10 protein-coding genes are annotated in these 16649 nt (G+C 72.2%); 4 read left to right on the top strand and 6 right to left on the bottom strand.

Annotated features, from left to right (window positions below; all coding sequences use genetic code 11):
* Positions 1 to 21: 21 nt before the first annotated feature.
* Both ACIP4O_RS19785 and ACIP4O_RS19780 read right to left on the bottom strand, forming a co-directional pair.
* Complete coding sequence (locus ACIP4O_RS19785) at positions 22 to 4605, bottom strand: glycoside hydrolase family 2 TIM barrel-domain containing protein (protein WP_401576037.1); 4584 nt, start codon at positions 4603 to 4605, stop codon at positions 22 to 24.
* Positions 4606 to 5119: 514 nt separating this feature from the next.
* Positions 5120 to 7495 (bottom strand): transketolase-like TK C-terminal-containing protein, encoded by a 2376-nt coding sequence (locus ACIP4O_RS19780; RefSeq protein WP_401576036.1) that lies wholly within the window; start codon positions 7493 to 7495, stop codon positions 5120 to 5122.
* Between the two features lie 621 nt (positions 7496 to 8116).
* Here ACIP4O_RS19780 and ACIP4O_RS19775 point away from each other — a divergent pair.
* The 4 genes from ACIP4O_RS19775 (at position 8117) to ACIP4O_RS19760 (ending at position 11216) form a co-directional block, all read left to right on the top strand.
* Positions 8117 to 8806, top strand: coding sequence for a GntR family transcriptional regulator (locus ACIP4O_RS19775; protein ID WP_401576034.1), 690 nt, complete (start codon positions 8117 to 8119; stop codon positions 8804 to 8806).
* 268 nt (positions 8807 to 9074) lie between these two features.
* A complete protein-coding gene (locus tag ACIP4O_RS19770) occupies positions 9075 to 9656 on the top strand; it encodes a VOC family protein (RefSeq protein ID WP_401576032.1) in 582 nt (193 codons plus the stop codon).
* 386 nt (positions 9657 to 10042) lie between these two features.
* A complete protein-coding gene (locus ACIP4O_RS19765) occupies positions 10043 to 10504 on the top strand; it encodes a hypothetical protein (RefSeq protein ID WP_401576030.1) in 462 nt (153 codons plus the stop codon).
* 67 nt (positions 10505 to 10571) lie between these two features.
* Positions 10572 to 11216 carry an NAD(P)-dependent oxidoreductase gene (locus ACIP4O_RS19760; protein ID WP_401576028.1) on the top strand — a complete coding sequence of 215 codons (645 nt, stop codon included), beginning with the start codon at positions 10572 to 10574 and terminating at the stop codon, positions 11214 to 11216.
* Positions 11217 to 11460: 244 nt separating this feature from the next.
* On the opposite strand, the gene ACIP4O_RS19755 is transcribed toward ACIP4O_RS19760, so the two are convergent.
* The 4 genes from ACIP4O_RS19755 to ACIP4O_RS19740 all read right to left on the bottom strand — a co-directional run bounded on the left by ACIP4O_RS19755 (position 11461) and on the right by ACIP4O_RS19740 (position 16649).
* Complete coding sequence (locus ACIP4O_RS19755; RefSeq protein ID WP_401576026.1) at positions 11461 to 13092, bottom strand: FAD-dependent monooxygenase; 1632 nt, start codon at positions 13090 to 13092, stop codon at positions 11461 to 11463.
* Complete coding sequence (locus ACIP4O_RS19750; protein WP_401576024.1) at positions 13089 to 13985, bottom strand: alpha/beta hydrolase; 897 nt, start codon at positions 13983 to 13985, stop codon at positions 13089 to 13091. Before ACIP4O_RS19750 ends, ACIP4O_RS19755 begins: the two co-directional genes overlap by 4 nt.
* Positions 13986 to 14260: 275 nt before the next feature.
* Positions 14261 to 16129 (bottom strand): ABC transporter ATP-binding protein, encoded by a 1869-nt coding sequence (locus ACIP4O_RS19745; protein ID WP_401576022.1) that lies wholly within the window; start codon positions 16127 to 16129, stop codon positions 14261 to 14263.
* A gap of 166 nt (positions 16130 to 16295) precedes the next feature.
* Entirely contained in the window at positions 16296 to 16649 is a 354-nt protein-coding gene (locus ACIP4O_RS19740) for a beta/gamma crystallin domain-containing protein (protein WP_401576020.1), read from the bottom strand.

The raw sequence follows: 16649 nt of genomic DNA, 5'->3' as shown, positions 1-16649 counted from the left end.
CGGCCGTGCGCGCGGGCGCGGTCAGGTGTCGCAGCGCAGGGTGGCCTCCGCCCAGTCCGCGTGGTCGAGCGCGTTTCCGTCGCCGGCGTCGCTGACGTGCAGGGTGAGCCGGTCCGCGCCGCTCACGTCCGCCTCGACGGGGACGGGCGCGTCCGCGCCGGTGAGCTTGCGGCCTTCGTAGACCTTCTTGCCGTCCGCCAGTACTTCGAAGACGACGCTGCCGTTGTTCCCTGTCTCCTCGTCGATGCCGGTGTCGGCCGTGAAGGTGGTGCACGCCTTGCCGAGGTACACCTCGACGGTCGATGCGGCGTGCACGCCGAGGCCCTTGGCGTAGGTGGTGTCGCCGAGGGTGAGGGGGCCGCCGTCTCCCGCGCGGTCCTCGCCGTTGCTCGCGTCCTTCTCCACGGGGCCCCAGGCGTTGTCGGTCGTGAGGAGGTCGAGGTCGGAGACGGCCGTGGTGCCGGTGGGCGCGGGAGGTGTGGCGAACACCTCGGCCGAGGCGCGGGTGCTGACGCGGGCGCCGCCCGTGGAACCGGCGGTCACGGTCGCGACGACGAGTCGGCTCCCGTTCTCCTCGTCCTCGCCGCGTACGAGCCGGACCTCGGTGCTCGCGTCCCCGCCCGCCGGTACGTCGCCGAGTCGCGGCACGGCGGGTTCGGCGCTCCACCCGGCGGGCAGGCCGAGTGAGGCGGTGGCGTCCTTCAGGGGCCGGTCGCAGGGGTTGTGGACGGTGAGCTTCGCCGTCGTGGACTCACCGGGCGGCACCGAGGTGCCGGCCGGTTCGAGGCTCGCCTCGGGTGCGCACACCACGGGGCCTTCGGGCGCCCCGCCGCGTGCCTCGGCGGTGGTGAGGGGCCGCAGCCGCAGGCTGTACGCGTACTCCTTGGAGGCGCTGACCTGATACTTCGGCATCACGGTGTGGAAGGTCTCGCTGACGCCGCTCACCGCGTGGTCCAGGTGCAGTGTGTTGCCCCGGGAGCTGCGCTGGAGGGCGAAGGGGTAGGCGGCGCGGTCGATGTCCTCGTACGGGGTGACTCCGGCGGAGAAGTTCTCGCCGTCGCCCGAGACGAGGACGCCGTTCCTGCCGTCCGAGAGCGCGGCCCAGCGCACCTCCTCGTGGTTGCCGTAGTCCTGGGGCCGCAGGTAGCCGGAGAACTGCTCGTCCACGCCGGTGTGGTAGACGCCGGTGGGCGAACCGTCCTCACGGTCGTTGTAGTTCTCCTCGGGGCCATGCCCGTACCAGCTGAACTCGTCGTACTTCTCCGGTAGTTGCAGGGTGAGGCCGATGCGGGGCAGGTACGGGACGGAGCGGGCGGCCCCTTCGGCCCTGGCGCGGTGGTCGATGCGCAGTTCCCCGTTGCCCGTGACGGTGTAGCGCAGGGTCTGGGCGAAGGAGGAGTCCTCGACGCCGGGGGCCGCCACGGTGCTGCGGACGGTGACGACGACCGCTCCGTCCTCCTCGCCCACGTCGACGGCCTGGGGCTTGGTGCGCAGCCGGTCGAGCCCGGCGTCGCGCCAGGCGCCGTCCTCGGAGTTGGTCTCGTTGCTGAGCGGCGCGCGCCAGGCGTCGAGTTCCGGTCCGCGGCTGAGGAGTTCCTTGCCCGCGGCCTTCATCGAGGTGAGGTCGCCGCTCTCGCGGTCGAAGGTGTACGAGAAGCCGTCGCCGGTCGCGGTGACGCGGTCGCCCGTCGTCACGGCGCGGACCGCGCCCGGGGCCTGTGCCCGTACGACTCCCGCCAGTTGGTGGCCGCCGACATCGAACTGCTCGACTGCGACGGTGTGCCCGGCGGGCGCCCAGTCGGTCTTCGCCTTCCGCACGGCTCGAACGGTCAGCTGGCGGTCGGCGTCCTTCGGGTTGGCCGGGGGTGCGGGGAGCTGGAGGCGGGCCTCGGCGCCCGGGGCGACGGAGAGGGGCCGGGTGCCCTTCGCGAGGGTGCGGGCGCCCTCGGTCAGGGACCACTGGAGGGCGAGGTCGTCGGTGCCGGTGAAGGCGCGCTCGCTGCGTACGGTGATGCCGCCGGGGACGGCCCTGCCCCGCGCGTCCTCGGTCTGCGACAGGCGCAGCGGGGCCTGCACGGCGGCGAGCGCGCGGGTCTCGGGCTGGAGGGTGCGGTCGGTGCCGACGAGTCCGTCGACGCCGCCGATCCCGGACCCGTACGTCTCGTAGGTGCCCTTCGTGGTGAACTTGTCGAAGTCCAGGGCGAGTACGGCCTCGCGCGCGGGATCGGCGGCCAACTGGGCCGGGCTGAGGGCCTTGTGGTAGACGCGGACCTGGTCGATCGTGCCGTGGGCCATGCGCGTGTTGGTGTTCTCCTGGCCCGTCTCGGGGTTGCGGCCGACGTTGACGGGCTGCGCGGAGTACGCGACGGTGCCCGCGAAGTCCTCGGTGGCGACCGGCTTGCCGTCGATCAGCAGGGTGACGGTCTTGCCGTCGAAGGTACCCGAGGCGCGGTGCCAGTTCCCGTACCAGTCGCCGGGCACGGGGGCCGTGGCGCTGTGCCGCTCGCCGTCCGAGCCCTGGACGGCGAACTCCAGGGTGTCCTTGTCCCTCATGCGCAGGGCGTAGGAGTGGTCGCCCTTCGCCATGATGGTGAAGTCCCCTGTCCAGTCGTCCGGCCGGACCCAGGAATCGGCGGTGAGGGCGTCGGAGACCGCGTCGAGCTTCGCGTCGCGGTAGACCTCGACGAAGTCGTCGAGGCCGGAGAGCTTGAGGGCCTTCCCCTTGTGCCCGGTGACCTGTTCCGGCTTTCCGGTCAGGTAGGTGAGGATGTCGTTCCCGGAGGAGTCGGGGGTGGTGACGAGGGCTTGCCTGAGGTTCTGTTCGGCCCAGTCCCAGATGAACCCGCCCTGTACCTCGGGATACTTGCGGACGACGTCCCAGAACTCGCGGAAGTTGCCGAGGGAGTTGCCCTGCGCGTGGGCGTACTCGCCCATCACGATCGGCTTCTCCGTGGTCTTCGCCTTGTCCTCCAGGCTGTCGGGCGAGGGGTAGCGCGGGCCCCAGATATCGGCGTAAGGCGCGTCGCCGTCAGGGGTGTTGGACTGGTGGTAGAGCGGCCGTGCGGGGTCGTTCTTCTTGAGGTAGTCGGCCATCGTGTAGTGCGCCTTGCCGAGGCCCGCCTCGTTGCCGGTGTCCCACATCAGCACGCTGGGGTGGTTCTTGTCGCGTTCATACAGGCCGGTGGCGCGGTCCTGGAACGCCTTCTGCCACTCGGGCTTGTCGGCCAGGCAGTTGTCGGGGCAGTTGTCGTGGTGGTGGGTCTCGATGTCGACCTCGTCCGCGATCCACAGGCCCTCGGTGTCGGCGCGGTCGTAGAAATACGGGTCGGAGGGGTAGTGCGAGGTGCGCACGGCGTTCAGGTTGAGGCGCTTCATCAACGCGACGTCGGACGCGGTGCGTTCGTGGGTGGCGTGTCTGCCGGTGTCGGGGTCGGTCTCCGCCCGGTTGACGCCGCGCACGAGGACGCGTTCACCGTTGACGAGGAGCTTCTTGTCCTTGACCTCGATCTTCCGGAAGCCGACGGGCTGGCTCGTGGTGTGGGTGACACGGCCCTTGGCGTCGGTGAGCGACACGACGAGGGTGTAGAGGTTCGGTGTCTCGTCGGTCCACTTGGCCGGGTCGTATACCCGCGCCGTGAGCGTGGCCTTCCCCGCGCCGTCCGCCGGTGCGACGGGCGCGGACACGGCGGTCACCTCGCGACCGCGCGGGTCGTAGAGGGTGCCGGTGACCTTGCCGGGCGCCGTACCGGCCGCTGGAGCGGTGACATCGATGTCAGCGCTGAGCGTGGCATCGCGGTACGCCGCGTCGAGGCCGGTGCGGATCGTGACGTCCTGGACGTGCGTGGCCGGGGTCGAGTAAAGGTGCACCGAGCGGAAGATGCCGGCGAACCGCCACTGGTCGTAGTCCTCCAGGTGGGAGCCGGAACCCCAGCGGTGGACCTGGACGGCGAGGGTGTTGCGGCCGGGGTGCAGGTAGCGCGAGATGTCGTACTCGGCGGGTGTGTAGCCGCCCTGGTCGTAGCCGACGTAACGGCCGTTGACCCAGGTCAGGTTACCGCTGGTGACGCCTTCGAAGCGGAGGAGGGTCTCGCGGTCCTTCCAGTTCTCCGGCAGGTCGAAGGTACGGACGTACGCGCCGGTCGGGTTGACGTCGTGCGGGACCTTCGGCGGGTCGTCGGGGTACATCTCGGTGGGGATGTTGCGGAAGACCGGGTGGTCGAGGCCGTCCGTCTGCCAGGTGTGCGGGACGCTGACCCGGCGCCAGCCGGACCCGCTCGTGTCGTAGCCCTCCGTGTAGAAGTTCTTCGGCACGTCCTCGGGACGGTCCGACATGTGGATCTTCCAGTCGCCGTCGAGCGACTTGGTCCAGGGGCTCTTGCCGCTCCCCTTGCGGGCGGCCGCCGCGTCGGCGTACGGCGTGAGGTCGGCGTGCGGTGCCTCTTGGCCCACCTCGGTGATCTCCGGGTTCTCCAGGAGCTGGTACACATCGGCCGGCGGTGGTGCGGGCGGTGCGGGATCGGCCGCCGTCGCGGGCAGCGACGCGGCGCCCAACGCCGCGGTCACCGCCAGCACGGCGAGTCCTCGGAACATGCGACGGTGCGGCATGACGGGCTCACCTCTCGCGTGGCTGCGGCTCCACTCACAGAACCGCACAGGAAACGCTCAGGAAAGAACTTTCTCGAACGTAATCCACCAGCCCCCGCGTCGCCTAGCGTCAGGACGGCATTGGATTCTCCGCTCGGCGCTTCTTGGCCACGGCACAACAGGCGTGCGGATGCGGAGAGTTGGATCTCCCGACCCGCCCGCCCCTCGGCTCCGGGAGCCCGCGCACTCGGAGAGTCCCCCGCGCTCAGTCGTCCCGCGAGATCACCGTTTCCTCGTCCGGCGCGGCCGAGGCTCGGGGCGCGGGGGGACCACCCCGATCCTGCCGCCGGGAGCGCGGTGGGGCGCGCGGACGGGGGGTGGCGGGGGCGGGGGCTCGTGCCGGGGGCGCGCCCCCGCCCACACGCGGGCGACTCCGCTCAGGGCCTTCATGGTGCGTACTCCTTCCGGTCGGTGCTCACGTCCCTCAGAGCGGGCGTCAGGACGTAAGGGGTCAAGCCGTCAAGGCGCCAGGACGTCAGTCCGTGAGGTCGAGGGCCGCTGCGACGATGCTGTCCGTGTCGATGCCGTGGTGGCGGTAGACCTCGTCCAGGGCGCCGGACTGGCCGAAACGGGTCACGCCGAGCGTGCTGAGCGGCACGCGGTGGACGTTCCCGAGGAAGGCGAGCGTGTGCGGGTGCCCGTCGAGCACCGTGACGAGCGGGGTCGCGCGGGAGGCGGGGAAGACCTGGTCGAGCACCCAGCTCTCGGCCTGCCCGTGCCCCGAGCGCGCGTCGAGCGCGCGGAAGAGCAGGCCCGGGCTCGTGACGCACACGACGTCCGCGGCGACGCCCTGCGCGGCGAGCCGGTCGGCGGCCTGGAGCGCCTCGGGGACCATGGCGCCCATCGCGGCGAGCGTCACGCGCGGGCGCTCGGCGCGCCGCAGCGCGTACGCGCCGGCGACGGCCTGGCGGCGACGGCGCTCGCGGGCCGCTGGATCGGCGGGCACGCCCGCGAGCGACTGGTCGACGGGCCGGGTCGACAGACGCAGGTACGCCGAACCGCCGTCCGGCGCCGTGAGCCGCGCGAGCGCGGCGAGCAGCACCCACTCCGTGTCGAGCGCGAAGGCCGGCTCCCAGGTCGTGCAGCCCGGCTGCTCGATGCCGAGCGAGGGCGTCGTGATCGACTGGTGCGCCCCGCCCTCCGGGGCGAGGGTGACCCCCGAGGGCGTACCGACGAGGACGGAGCGCCCTCCCGCGTACATGCCGAACGACCAGGGTTCCAGAGCGCGTTGCACGAAGGGGTCGTAGAGGACGCCGATGGGGAGCAGGGGCTCGCCCCAGCGGCTCCAGGTCGCGCCCAGCTCACCGAGCAGGCCGACGAGGTTCGTCTCGGCGATGCCGAGTTCGATGTGCTGCCCGGTGGGCTTCTCGCGCCAGTGCAGCAGCGTCTCGGCATCGTCACCGAACCAGTCGACGCGTTCCCGCGGCGCCCACACCCCCACCTTGTTGACCCAGCCGCCCAGGTTGGTGCTGGAGCTGACGTCGGGGCTGACGGTGACGACGCGGCGGGCCGTCTCGGGAGCGGCGCGCGTGAGGTCGAGGAGTACGCGGCCGAGCGCGGCCTGCGTCGTCGCCGTCCCGCTCGGCGTCCGGCCGATGTCGGCGGGGACGGGGACGGGGGGCGGTACCGGCACGGGCTCCCTGCGCAGCCGCTCCCCCGCCGCGGCGCACAGCCGCGCCGCGGGCGAACCGGCCGGCAGCGGCTCCCAGGGACGCTCCGGGTGCGCGCCCACGCGGGCGGCCAGTGCGGCGAGTTGGGTGTCGGTGAGGAGCGAGGAGTGGTTCTGGGGATGGCCCTGGCTGGAGAGGCCGTAGCCCTTGATCGTGTACGCGAGGATCACGGTGGGCCGCTCGTCGTCGACCGCGCCGAGCGTCGCGTCGAGCGCGGGGAGGTCGTGGCCACCCAGGTTGCGCAGCGCCCGGCCCACGCCCGCGTCGTCGAGTCCGCCGAGGAGCGCGGCGATCGCGGGAGCGTCCGGGCCTTCTCCGGGCAGCAGTCCACGCACCTCGGCATCGGTGCGGCGCAGCAGTCGCTGATACTCGGCATTGGGCATCGCGTCGAGCCGGCGGCGCAGCGCGGAACCGCCCGGCCTCGCGAACAACTCCTCCAGTTCCGCACCGTACTTGAGAGTGAGCACCTGCCAGCCCGCCGAGGCGAACATCCCCTGGAGCCGGTCGGCGGCGATGCCGGGCACGACGCGGTCGAGGGACTGGCGGTTGAGGTCCACGATCCACACGAGTTCGCCGAGGCCCGCGGTCTGCGGGTCGAGGACGGCCTCCCACACGGCGCCCTCGTCGAGTTCGGCGTCGCCGAGCAGCGCGTACTGCCTGCCGCGGGGAGTGCCGGGCTCGCCGGACGCGTAACGGCGGGCGAGCGCGCCCCAGATGGTCGCCGTCGCACCGATCCCGACGGACCCCGTCGAGTAGTCCACGGGGTCGGGGTCCTTGGAGCGGCTGGGGTAGCTCTGGAGGCCGCCGAAGGCGCGCAGGGTCGGCAGGTACGCGGCGTCGAGGCGGCCGAGGAGGTGGTTGACCGCGTGCAGGGCCGGCGAGGCGTGCGGCTTGACCGAGACGCGGTCCTCGGGGCGCAGGTGGCGGAACCACAGCGCCGTCATGATCGAGGCGAGCGAGGCGCAGGACGCCTGGTGCCCGCCGACCTTGAGGCCGCTCGGGTTGGGCCGTACCCGGTTGGCGTGGTGCACGATCGCACTCGACAGCCACAACACGCGGTCCTCGATGGCGCGCAGGGCCTCGTATTCCCCGTCCGGGACGAGGTTCCCGTGCGCGCGGGCGGGCACGGGCGGGTGGACCGGGGCCTGGGGCGTGGTGGCCCCGAGCTGGGCGGTGGTCATGGAACAGACCTCCTCGCGACCGCCGCGCGGGCGGCGGGCCGGGGTTGTCGGGTGGGAAGGGAAGGGAGTGATGCGGCGCGGGAAGGGGGCGACGGGTGAGCCGCGGGCGCCTGAAGACGGGAGGCGGGTGCCTGAAGGGGTGCGGCTCCACGACCGGTGTGACCGGGGACGGGCCTGTCGCGTGGTGGTCGCCGGTCCGTCGCTCACGAGCACACCACCCGTTCGGAATGTGCGCAAGAACCTGCGTGATAACAGTGCGGTCTGCTCAGGATTCCCTGGTCCGCGCGCGGGAAGATGCGCATCATGCTCAATGACTCACCGTTCGCCCGCACCGGGGCCCGCGGGACGCCGAGGACGGGCAGGGCGGGCACCGCCTCGCCGGGGGGAGCCAAGAGGCACGGCGGGGCAGTGGCGTTTCGTGGTGCGGGGCCGTCGCGTGGGGCGGGGCCGTCGTGTGGGCTCGCCGGGGGCGCCGGTGGAACGGCGCCGACCGGCGACAACGCGCCAAGTGGCGGGAAATGAGAGGGGACAGGGCATCGATATGCCTGATAACATCAATGCGCCGCATGAGCCAGGTGTCGCGCGAAACAGGTGAAGAGCTGTCCCGAGGGGAGGGCCGTCGTGACGGGTGTCAGTACGTCCGGCGTGCGCCGTGTGGCGGCAGTGTCGATCGTCGAGCAGGTGACGAAGGAGATCCGGCGCTCCATCCTCGCCGGCGACCTGCGCCCTGGCCAGGAGTTCTCGCTGCGCGAGATCGCCGGCCGGCTCGGCGTCAGCATCATTCCCGTCCGCGAGGCGCTGCGCCAGCTGGAGGGGCAGGGGCTCGTCATCACGGCGCGCGGCAAGAGCGCCGTCGTCGCGCCGCTCAGTCACGAGGACCTCGCCGCCATCTACCGCCTGCGCCGCCGCATCGAGCCCGAACTCGTGGGCAGGGCCTGCGTTCTGCTCACGCGCCACGACCACGCCCGGCTCACGGGCCACCTCGCCCTCTTCGGCGAGCAGTCGCTCGGGCTCGACGAGATCTACGCGGCGCACCACGAGTTCCACCTCGATCTCCTGCGGCCCGCCGCGACCCACTGGGACCTGCGCATCCTCGGCATGCTGTGGCACGCGGCCGAGCGGTACATCCGCCTCGCCTTCGGGGGCCGCGACGACAACCCGGACGAGCCGCGCCGCCGCGAACTCGCCCACGCGGACCTCCTCGAGGCCGTCATGACACGCGATCCGGTCCGCGCGGCCCAGGCCGTCATGCACCACCTCGACGTCAACGAGGAGATCGCCCAGCAGGGCATCGCCCCCATCGCGGACTGACCTCCCCGCGCGGACGAAACCCCAGCTCAAGGCAGGCACGGCGGCGGCAGCCGAGGGTGTCGGCGGCCGTACGGCCCGTCAGTTCCCGGCCTGCGCGGGCCCTTCCGGCAGCACCCGGAGATTGCGACGACGTAAAAGAAGTCACTCCGGAGGGTTTCTGTTATCACATATCACCGCTACGGTGTTCCGCATCGCAGGCGCCTGCCGCGGCAGTGGCCCTTGCCGCGGTCCAGCGCATGTCAGCGCACGATTCCAGGGAGATCCCGCCATGGCAGCGAGCCCCAAATTCGCCCACGTCGTCTTCCAGACGTCCCAGCCGCAGGAGATGCGGGACTGGTACTGCACCGTTCTGGACGGCCACGTCGTCTACTCGGACGAGGCGCTGTCCTTCATCACCTTCGACGAGGAGCACCACCGGGTCGCCCTCCTCCACCCCCCGACGCCCGAGCCCTTCCGGCGCAAGACCCCCGACACGGCCGCGATGCACCACGTCGCGTACACCTTCGACGACCTGGACGACCTCCTCGACCGGTACGTCAAGCTCCGCGACGACGGCGTACTGCCCGCCGTGTGCATCGCGCACGGGGTGACGACGTCCCTGTACTACCGCGACCCCGACGGCAACCTCGTCGAGATGCAGATCGACCGCTTCGCCGAGCCCGACGACGCCACCGCCTACATGCGCGGCCCCGAGTACGCGGGCGACTCCGTCGGCCCCTCCTTCGACCCGGAGAAGCTGCTCGCCGACCGCCGGGCCGGCGCGTCCGCCGAGGAACTCTCCGACCGCTCCTGGGCCTTGGCGCAGGAACTGCCGGACCCCATGGGCCAGCTCATGCACGGCGGCCACTGAGCGGCGGGCGGACGATGCCCACCCGCAGCGAAGCGGCGCGCGAGCGGCTGCCGGCCGGCTCCCACGCCATGGGGCTGACGCCTTCCACCGTGCCGGAGCGCTCGACGAGGGCGCCCCGCGCGACCACGTCGCGTGGCCGGCCCGCGAGGGGGCCGGCTTCCGGCCCGCCAGTCCCGCGACGGGGGAAGGCGTGCAGATGAGCGACGCCGAGATCCCCGGCGGTCGTCACGCTGTGGCCGGGCGACGTGAATCTTCACCGGCACCCCCGCCGGCATCGGCTTCGCCCGCGAGCCGCGCGTGCTCCTCCGCCCGGCGACACCCTCGTCACGAGCATCGAGGGCATCGGCGCGCTCACCACCCGCATTCCCCACCGGAAGGAACACCCCGTGCACGACGACTGCCTCATCTGCGGCCTGGACGACGCCGAGGAGACCGACGTGGTCTTCCGCGACGAGCTGTGGGCCGCCGAGGTCGTCCCCGGCTACGACGTCCCCGGCTGGTACTTCCTGCGGGCCCGCCGTCACACCGAGCGCCTCACCGGCCTCGACGACGAGGAGGCGGACACCTTCGGGCGCAGGGCCAGGGACCTCGTCAAGGCGGTCACCCGCGCCACCGGCGCGGAAACCACGTACATGCTCATGTTCGGCGAGAACTACCCGCACTTCCACGCGCTCGTCATCGCCCGCACACCCCAGGTGCCGGCCGACCGGCGGGCCGGGGAAATCCTCAGGCTGCGCACCGAAAGGGCGGATCTCGCCGCGTCCCGGGCGCTCGTCCCGGCGGTGAGGGAAGCGTACGTGCGGGTAAGTGGAGGCCCGCTCGTAACCTCGACCGAGAGCCCTCGATGACGCACGACGTCGCCGCGGGTCGCCTCGCGCCGGGGCACCGCGTCCGGCGCCCGTCGAAGGAGCGCGCATGACCCGTATCGCCGTACTGGGAGGCACCGGCTACGCCGGTGGCCACATCGTCCGCGAGGCCGCCTCGCGCGGTCACGACGTCGTCTCGTTCAGCCGCACCGCGCCGGCCGCGGAGCAGGCGAACGTCACCGTCGTCACCGGCTCGGCACTCGACGACGCGGCGCTCGCCAAAGCCGTCGCGGGAGCGGAGGTGCTCGTGGTGGCGCTCGCCCCCAGCGGCGACCTCGCCGGGTCCTTCGTGGAGGTCAACGCCAAGATCGCCGGGCTGGCACGGCAGAGCGGCGCACGGCTCGGTGTGATCGGCGGGGCCGGGACCCTGCGGGTCGCCGAGGACGGCCCGAGGATCTTCGAGCTGCCCGAGTACCCGGCGCGGTACCGGCCCTACTCGGAGGTCGCCGAAGCGGTGCTCCAGGGGCTCCTTTCGAGCGCGGCGGACCTCGACTGGTTCGTACTGACCCCGCCGATGGGCTTCGGCTCCTTCGCGCCGGGCGAGACGACCGGCACCTACCGGCTCGGCGGTGAACTGCCGCTGAGCGACGCCGAGGGCAGGTCGGCGATCTCGGGGGCCGACTACGCCCTCGCCTTCGTGGACGAGATCGAGCGCCCGGCGCACCGCAGGTCCCGCTTCGCCGTCGCGCACTGAGCGGTCACCGCCGCCGGACGCACCGGGTGCGGCCTCGTGCGGGCACTCGTCCGTGAGGGCAAACCCGTCCGGGCCCTGGGCATCGCCCCCTCGGTCACCGCACTGCGCGCGCTCGGGGCGAGGGAAACCCTCGTCGCCGACCTCCTCGGACCAGCCCGGCGGCGCGAGGCGATGGCGCCCCTCGACGCGGTGTACGAGGACACCACGCTCCGCCCGGCGCGCGACGGCCCCCGGACGCGTACGTTCAGGACACCGGCACCCGTGGGACGTGTCCGCCGAGGACGCGCAGGAGGTGCTCCGCGTCGTCCGGCGCCTCGTCCCCGTACCAGGCCACCATCTGATCGGGTCGTACGAGCACGAGCCGAGCGCCCAGCGCGTCCCTGTACGCGGCGCCCAGCAGCCGTCCGGGTTCCGCGACCGTGAGCGGGAGACCGCAGGCCTCGGCGGCGGCCACGAGACGCTCGTCGGCGGGGTGCTCCCCGAGGCGCAGGAGGGTGTGGCCGGGGCCGAGGAGGTCGAAGAGGGAGCGGCCGTCGGAGAGGCGGGTGTGGGGCAGGCGGACGCCGGTGCGCGGGCTTCCGGTGGCGGTGCCGGTGGCGGGCGTTTCGGGGGGCAGGACGGACGAGTCCTCACCGACGCGGAGGTCCAGGACGAGGCCGAGGGCGTGGAACTCGGCGCGCTTGGTCTCCTGGATACGGGCACCCGTCGCCTGGCGGGCGCGGGTGCCTTCGGGGTTCTCGGCGTCGAGGTCGCCGGCGACGAGGTCGGTGGACAGCACCCGCATGTTCGCGGTCGCCTCCCGGACCACCGCCTCCTGCACGGGCCGGCGCTCCTCCTCGTAGCTGTCGAGCAGGGCCGTACCGCCCCACCCTTCGAGAACGGCGGCGAGTTTCCAGCCGAGGTCGACGGCGTCACCGATCCCGGTGTTGAGCCCGTGCCCGCCGAAGGGCGGGTTCAGGTGCGCCGCGTCCCCGGCCAGGAAGACGCGGCCCGCGCGCATACGGTCCACGACCTGCATCCGGGCGGTCCACGGATCGGTCGACAACACCTCCGCGTCCAGGGCCCTGCCCGCCATCGCGTCGATGAGCTGCCGGGCCTGCCGCGCGCCGGTCTCCTTGTCGACGCCGAACGCGATGCCCCACCACGTGCCCTCCCGGTCGATCGGCCCGACCAGGGCGGGGGCGACGGAGTTGACGACCCAGTACTGGACCGCGGGCCCGTGCCGCACGTGCTGCCACAACTCCCGGCTGCGGAACACCATCCCGAAGTTCGGGCTCAGCGCCTTCCCGCCGACGTACCGGGCACCGATGCTCTCGCGCACGACACTGCGCGGACCGTCACAGCCGAGGACGTAATCGGCGACGACGCGGTGCGCGGTGCCGTCCTCGTCCTCGACGGTGACGGTGACGGTGACCCCGTCGGTGTCCTGCTCCAGGGCCACCACTCGTGTGCCGAGGGCGAGGTGGCAGCCGTCGAGTTCGTCGACCGCTTCGCGCAGGAGGTCCTCCAGGACGTACTGCGGGGCCTGCTGACCCGTCTCGGCGAAACGGTCACCGTCCTCGGCCAGACCGAGCACCCCCGTGAAGCGGGAGAGTTCCCAACCGCTCAGCGAGGTGCAGAAGACGACATCGCGCGACCAGTCGACAGGCAGCGGCGCCCGCTCGCGCAGACGCCCGGCCAGCCCCCAGCGGCGCAGGTGCTCCATCGTGCGGACGTTGATCGTCTTGCAACGGGGACGGGCACGCGAGACCGTACGCCGCGGCTCCACCACCAGGCAGTCGACGCCGCGCCTGCCCAGTTCCACGGCGGCGGCGAGACCGACCGGGCCGCCGCCCGCGACGAGGACGGGGACGCGCGCGGGAAGTGCCCGGCTCACCGCACACCGTCCAGGGCCGCGCACTCCTCGGCGAAGGCCAGCTGACGCAGGTGCAGGGCGTGGCCGAGGAGGTGGTGGTCGAGGCAGTGGCCGGTGGCGCGCGCGACGCTCGCGTCGACGAACGGCGCGGCGGTGAAGAGCGAGGCGAAACGCGCCACGTTCTCCGGGGCGCTGTCCCACAACGCGTCGTGCTCGGCCAGCACGTTGTGCACCGGGACACGAACCTCCGGCGCGACCGCCGCCAGATGCTCACGCGGCCACGCGGGCGCCTGGATCAGCTCCATGACCGGCGTGGGCGCGTAACTCCCGTGCGCCTGACGCACCGCCTCCTCGCGGTAGGTGCCCGCCGGACCGAACATCACCTGGTCACGCTGGTCGTACGGAAGATCGACGGTCGCGTCGGCGGGCAGTTCGGCCAGCGCCTCGGCCGCCCCTCCCGGAGGTATCGCGGCCCCCATACCGGTCGCCGAGACACCCACGAGGGGAAGCCGCGGGGCACGCGCGGCGATCATCAACGCGATCATCCCGCCGATCGAATGCCCGACGAGAAGCACCTGTTCCGCGCCCTCCTGCTTCGCGACCGCCTCCACCGCGCGGGCCAGGACCTCGGTGTGACGCGTGAAGGTGTTCTCAGCCGGTGGGAAGACCGTGCTGCCGCCGTAGCCGGGGCGGTCGAAGGCGAAGACCACGTGCCCGTGCGCGGCGGCCACGTCGAGGAAGGACCCGGCGGGACTGCCCGCGACGGCGAAGTAGTCGGCGGTGTACGTCCCCCCGTGCAGCGCCACGATCAGCGGCTTCGGGCCGCCCTCGGGGGCCCCTTCGGGACGGGCGACGAGCGCGGTGAGCGTCGCCCCCTCGACATCCAGGGTCGATCGCTCGCGGGGTGTGGCCATCAGAGGGCTCCTGTGTGCTTGTTCCGGACGGCCGCGCGCGCCGGCGACCGGTTGCCGGGAGACTAGGGCTGTATATGTGATAACAGCAAGACGTCTGCACAGGTTTTTCGTGCCGGAGCGGTGCAAGCGGCGGCTTCTTGGTCGGGGGTAAGCGGCCTGACACGAAGACACCTCCGCGCGGAGCCCGGTCACCGGCGTGCGACCGGCGGCCGGGCTCCTTCCGTACGGGACGGGCACCGTACGCGTACGGAGTCGCCCCCCGTACCCGCGCCGCCTCAGCGGACCCGTGCCGGTCCGGGCAGCCCGCCGCGGGGTGGGCCGAGGGGGGTGTCGGCGGGCAGCCCGTCGGCGTTCTCGGCGAGGAAGCCGCCGGACTGGTGGCGCCAGAGCCTCGCGTAGGCGCCGCCCGTGGCGAGCAGTTCCTCGTGGCTCCCCCGTTCGACGACCCTGCCCTTGTCGAGGACGACCAGGCTGTCCATATCGGCCACGGTGCTCAGGCGGTGGGCGACGACGAGCGCCGTCCGGCCCTCCATGAGCCGCCACAGGGCGTCCTGCACGAGGATCTCGCTCTCCGAGTCCAGGGCACTGGTCGCCTCGTCGAGCAGCAGGACGGGGGCGTCGCGCAGGATGGCCCGTGCGAGCGCCACGCGCTGGCGCTGGCCGCCCGAGAGCTTGACCCCCCGCTCCCCCACCAGCGTCTCGAAGCCTTCGGGGAGCTGGTCGGCGAACTCGGTGACGTGCGCGGCCTCCGCCGCCGCGCGGATCTCCGCGTCGGTGGCTCCCGGCCGGGCGAAGGCGAGGTTGTCGCGCAGGCTGCGGTGGAACATGGCGGGTTCCTGCGGCACGTACGCGAGGAGCGCGCGCAGGTCGCGCTGGCGCAGCCGGCTGATGTCCTGACCGCCGATCAGGATGCGGCCGCCGTCGATGTCGTTCATCCGCAGCAGGAGCCGGGTCAGCGTCGTCTTGCCGCCCCCGGACCTGCCGACGAGCCCGATCCGCGCGCCCGCGGGCACGTCCAGGTCGAGGCCCTGGAAGAGCGGCCGTGTACCGGAGTGGGCGAAGTTCACGGCCTCGAAGCGGACGGAGGAGTCCTTCGGGGCGAGCGGTTCGGGGTCCGGCGGGTCGAGGACCGTGGCCGGTTCCAGAAGCAGCTCGGTGAACTGGGCGGCCTCGGTCACCGAGCTTTCGAGACGCCGGTAGATCTGGTTGAAGTCGAACATGATCGCGCTGGCGTTGGCGAAGTACGTGAAGGCCACGAAGATCTCCTCGACGCCCGCGTCCCCGCCGGCGAAGGCGATGGCCACCACCAGGCCGAGGACATTGGTCAGCACGGACATGGGCGCGATGAGCGTGTCGACGCGCAGGTTGCCGTAGTCCCACGAACGGAGGGTCAGGCGACGGGACTCGGCGACGCGCTTCCGGTGTTCCCCCGCCTCCCTGTCCTCGGCCGCGAAGGCGCGGATGGTCTCCATGTTGGTGAGGCTGTCGGCGACGTGCCCGGAGACGCGGGCGATGGCCGCTTCGCGCTCGTTGACGATGCGTTGCCTGCGCCGGATCAACGGGGTCGCCGCCGCGGCCGTGAGCGTGATCATCAGCACGAGGCCGACGACGAGGAGCGGCTCGTAGAGCCACAGCACCACTGCGCCGAAGAGCAGCGGCACAAGGTTGCCGAGGACGTTCCACATCATCGTGTCGACGACGTCCTCGAAGCGTTTGCCGTAGCTGAGGACGCGCTTGGTCAACGAGCCCGCGAAGTTGTCGTGGAAGAACGCCGGGTCCTTGGCGAGGAGTTCGTCCATGCCCCGTACGTAGAGGTGCTCCATGCCGCGCGCCTCGACGCGGTTGAGGCAGTGCAGCCCGACGCGCCACAGCACCTCGGCGAGCAGCAGCGTCAGGCCGAAGGCGATGATGTAGGGCGCCGCCCGGCCGAGAGAGAGCCCGCGCTCGCCGACGGCCTGCCCGGCGAGCTTGGCGATCAGCAGCGGGCCGACGTAGCGGATGCCGATGTTGCCGAGAGCCGGCAGCAGGAGCGCGGGCAGCGCCAGGGCGCGCTGCCGTCGCAGTTCCAGGCCGTAGTGGCGCAGCGCCAGCATGACGGCGCTCCTGCCCGGCGGCTTCGACTCCTGTGTGTCCGTTGTTCCCATCTCACTCCCCGTCGTTCGGAAAGCGGAAGTCTCGCGTCGCGCAAGGCGCGCAGTCCAGGCATTTAACGCGGACCGGCGAGAATCAGACACCGAAGCGGGGGGCGGTTCGCGGCGGGTGGGGGCGGGTGGGGGCCACCGGCGCGGCGGCCCCCACCCTTTCGGCCCGTCAGAGGATCTCGATGTACGAGACCTTCGGGGGCCGGTTCGGGTAAGTGATGTCGGTCCAGCGGTTCACCCGTACGGAGTCGCCGTTGGCGTCGCTGTAGATGAGGTCGTTGTTGCCGGTGGAGATGCGGTCGACCCACCAGTTGCCGAAGGAGATCTTCCCCTTGTTGGCGTAGCAGTCGACGCTGTCCTTGCCGTTGAGGTGCGACCAGATCTTGAGGTAGTTCTCGCCCGCACGGCAGGGGATGTGGTCGATGGCGTAGGCGTTGCCCGTGGGCAGCGTCGTCGCGAGCGCGGTCGCGGCCGCGAAGGCCACGACCGCGGAACGCACGGTCTTCTTCGTCTTCTGGTTCAC

Source organism: Streptomyces sp. NPDC088923, from assembly GCF_044749745.1.
Lineage (GTDB): Bacteria > Actinomycetota > Actinomycetes > Streptomycetales > Streptomycetaceae > Streptomyces.
The sequence above is the reverse complement of the archived record's forward strand: the minus strand, read 5'-3'. Positions and strand labels throughout refer to the sequence as shown.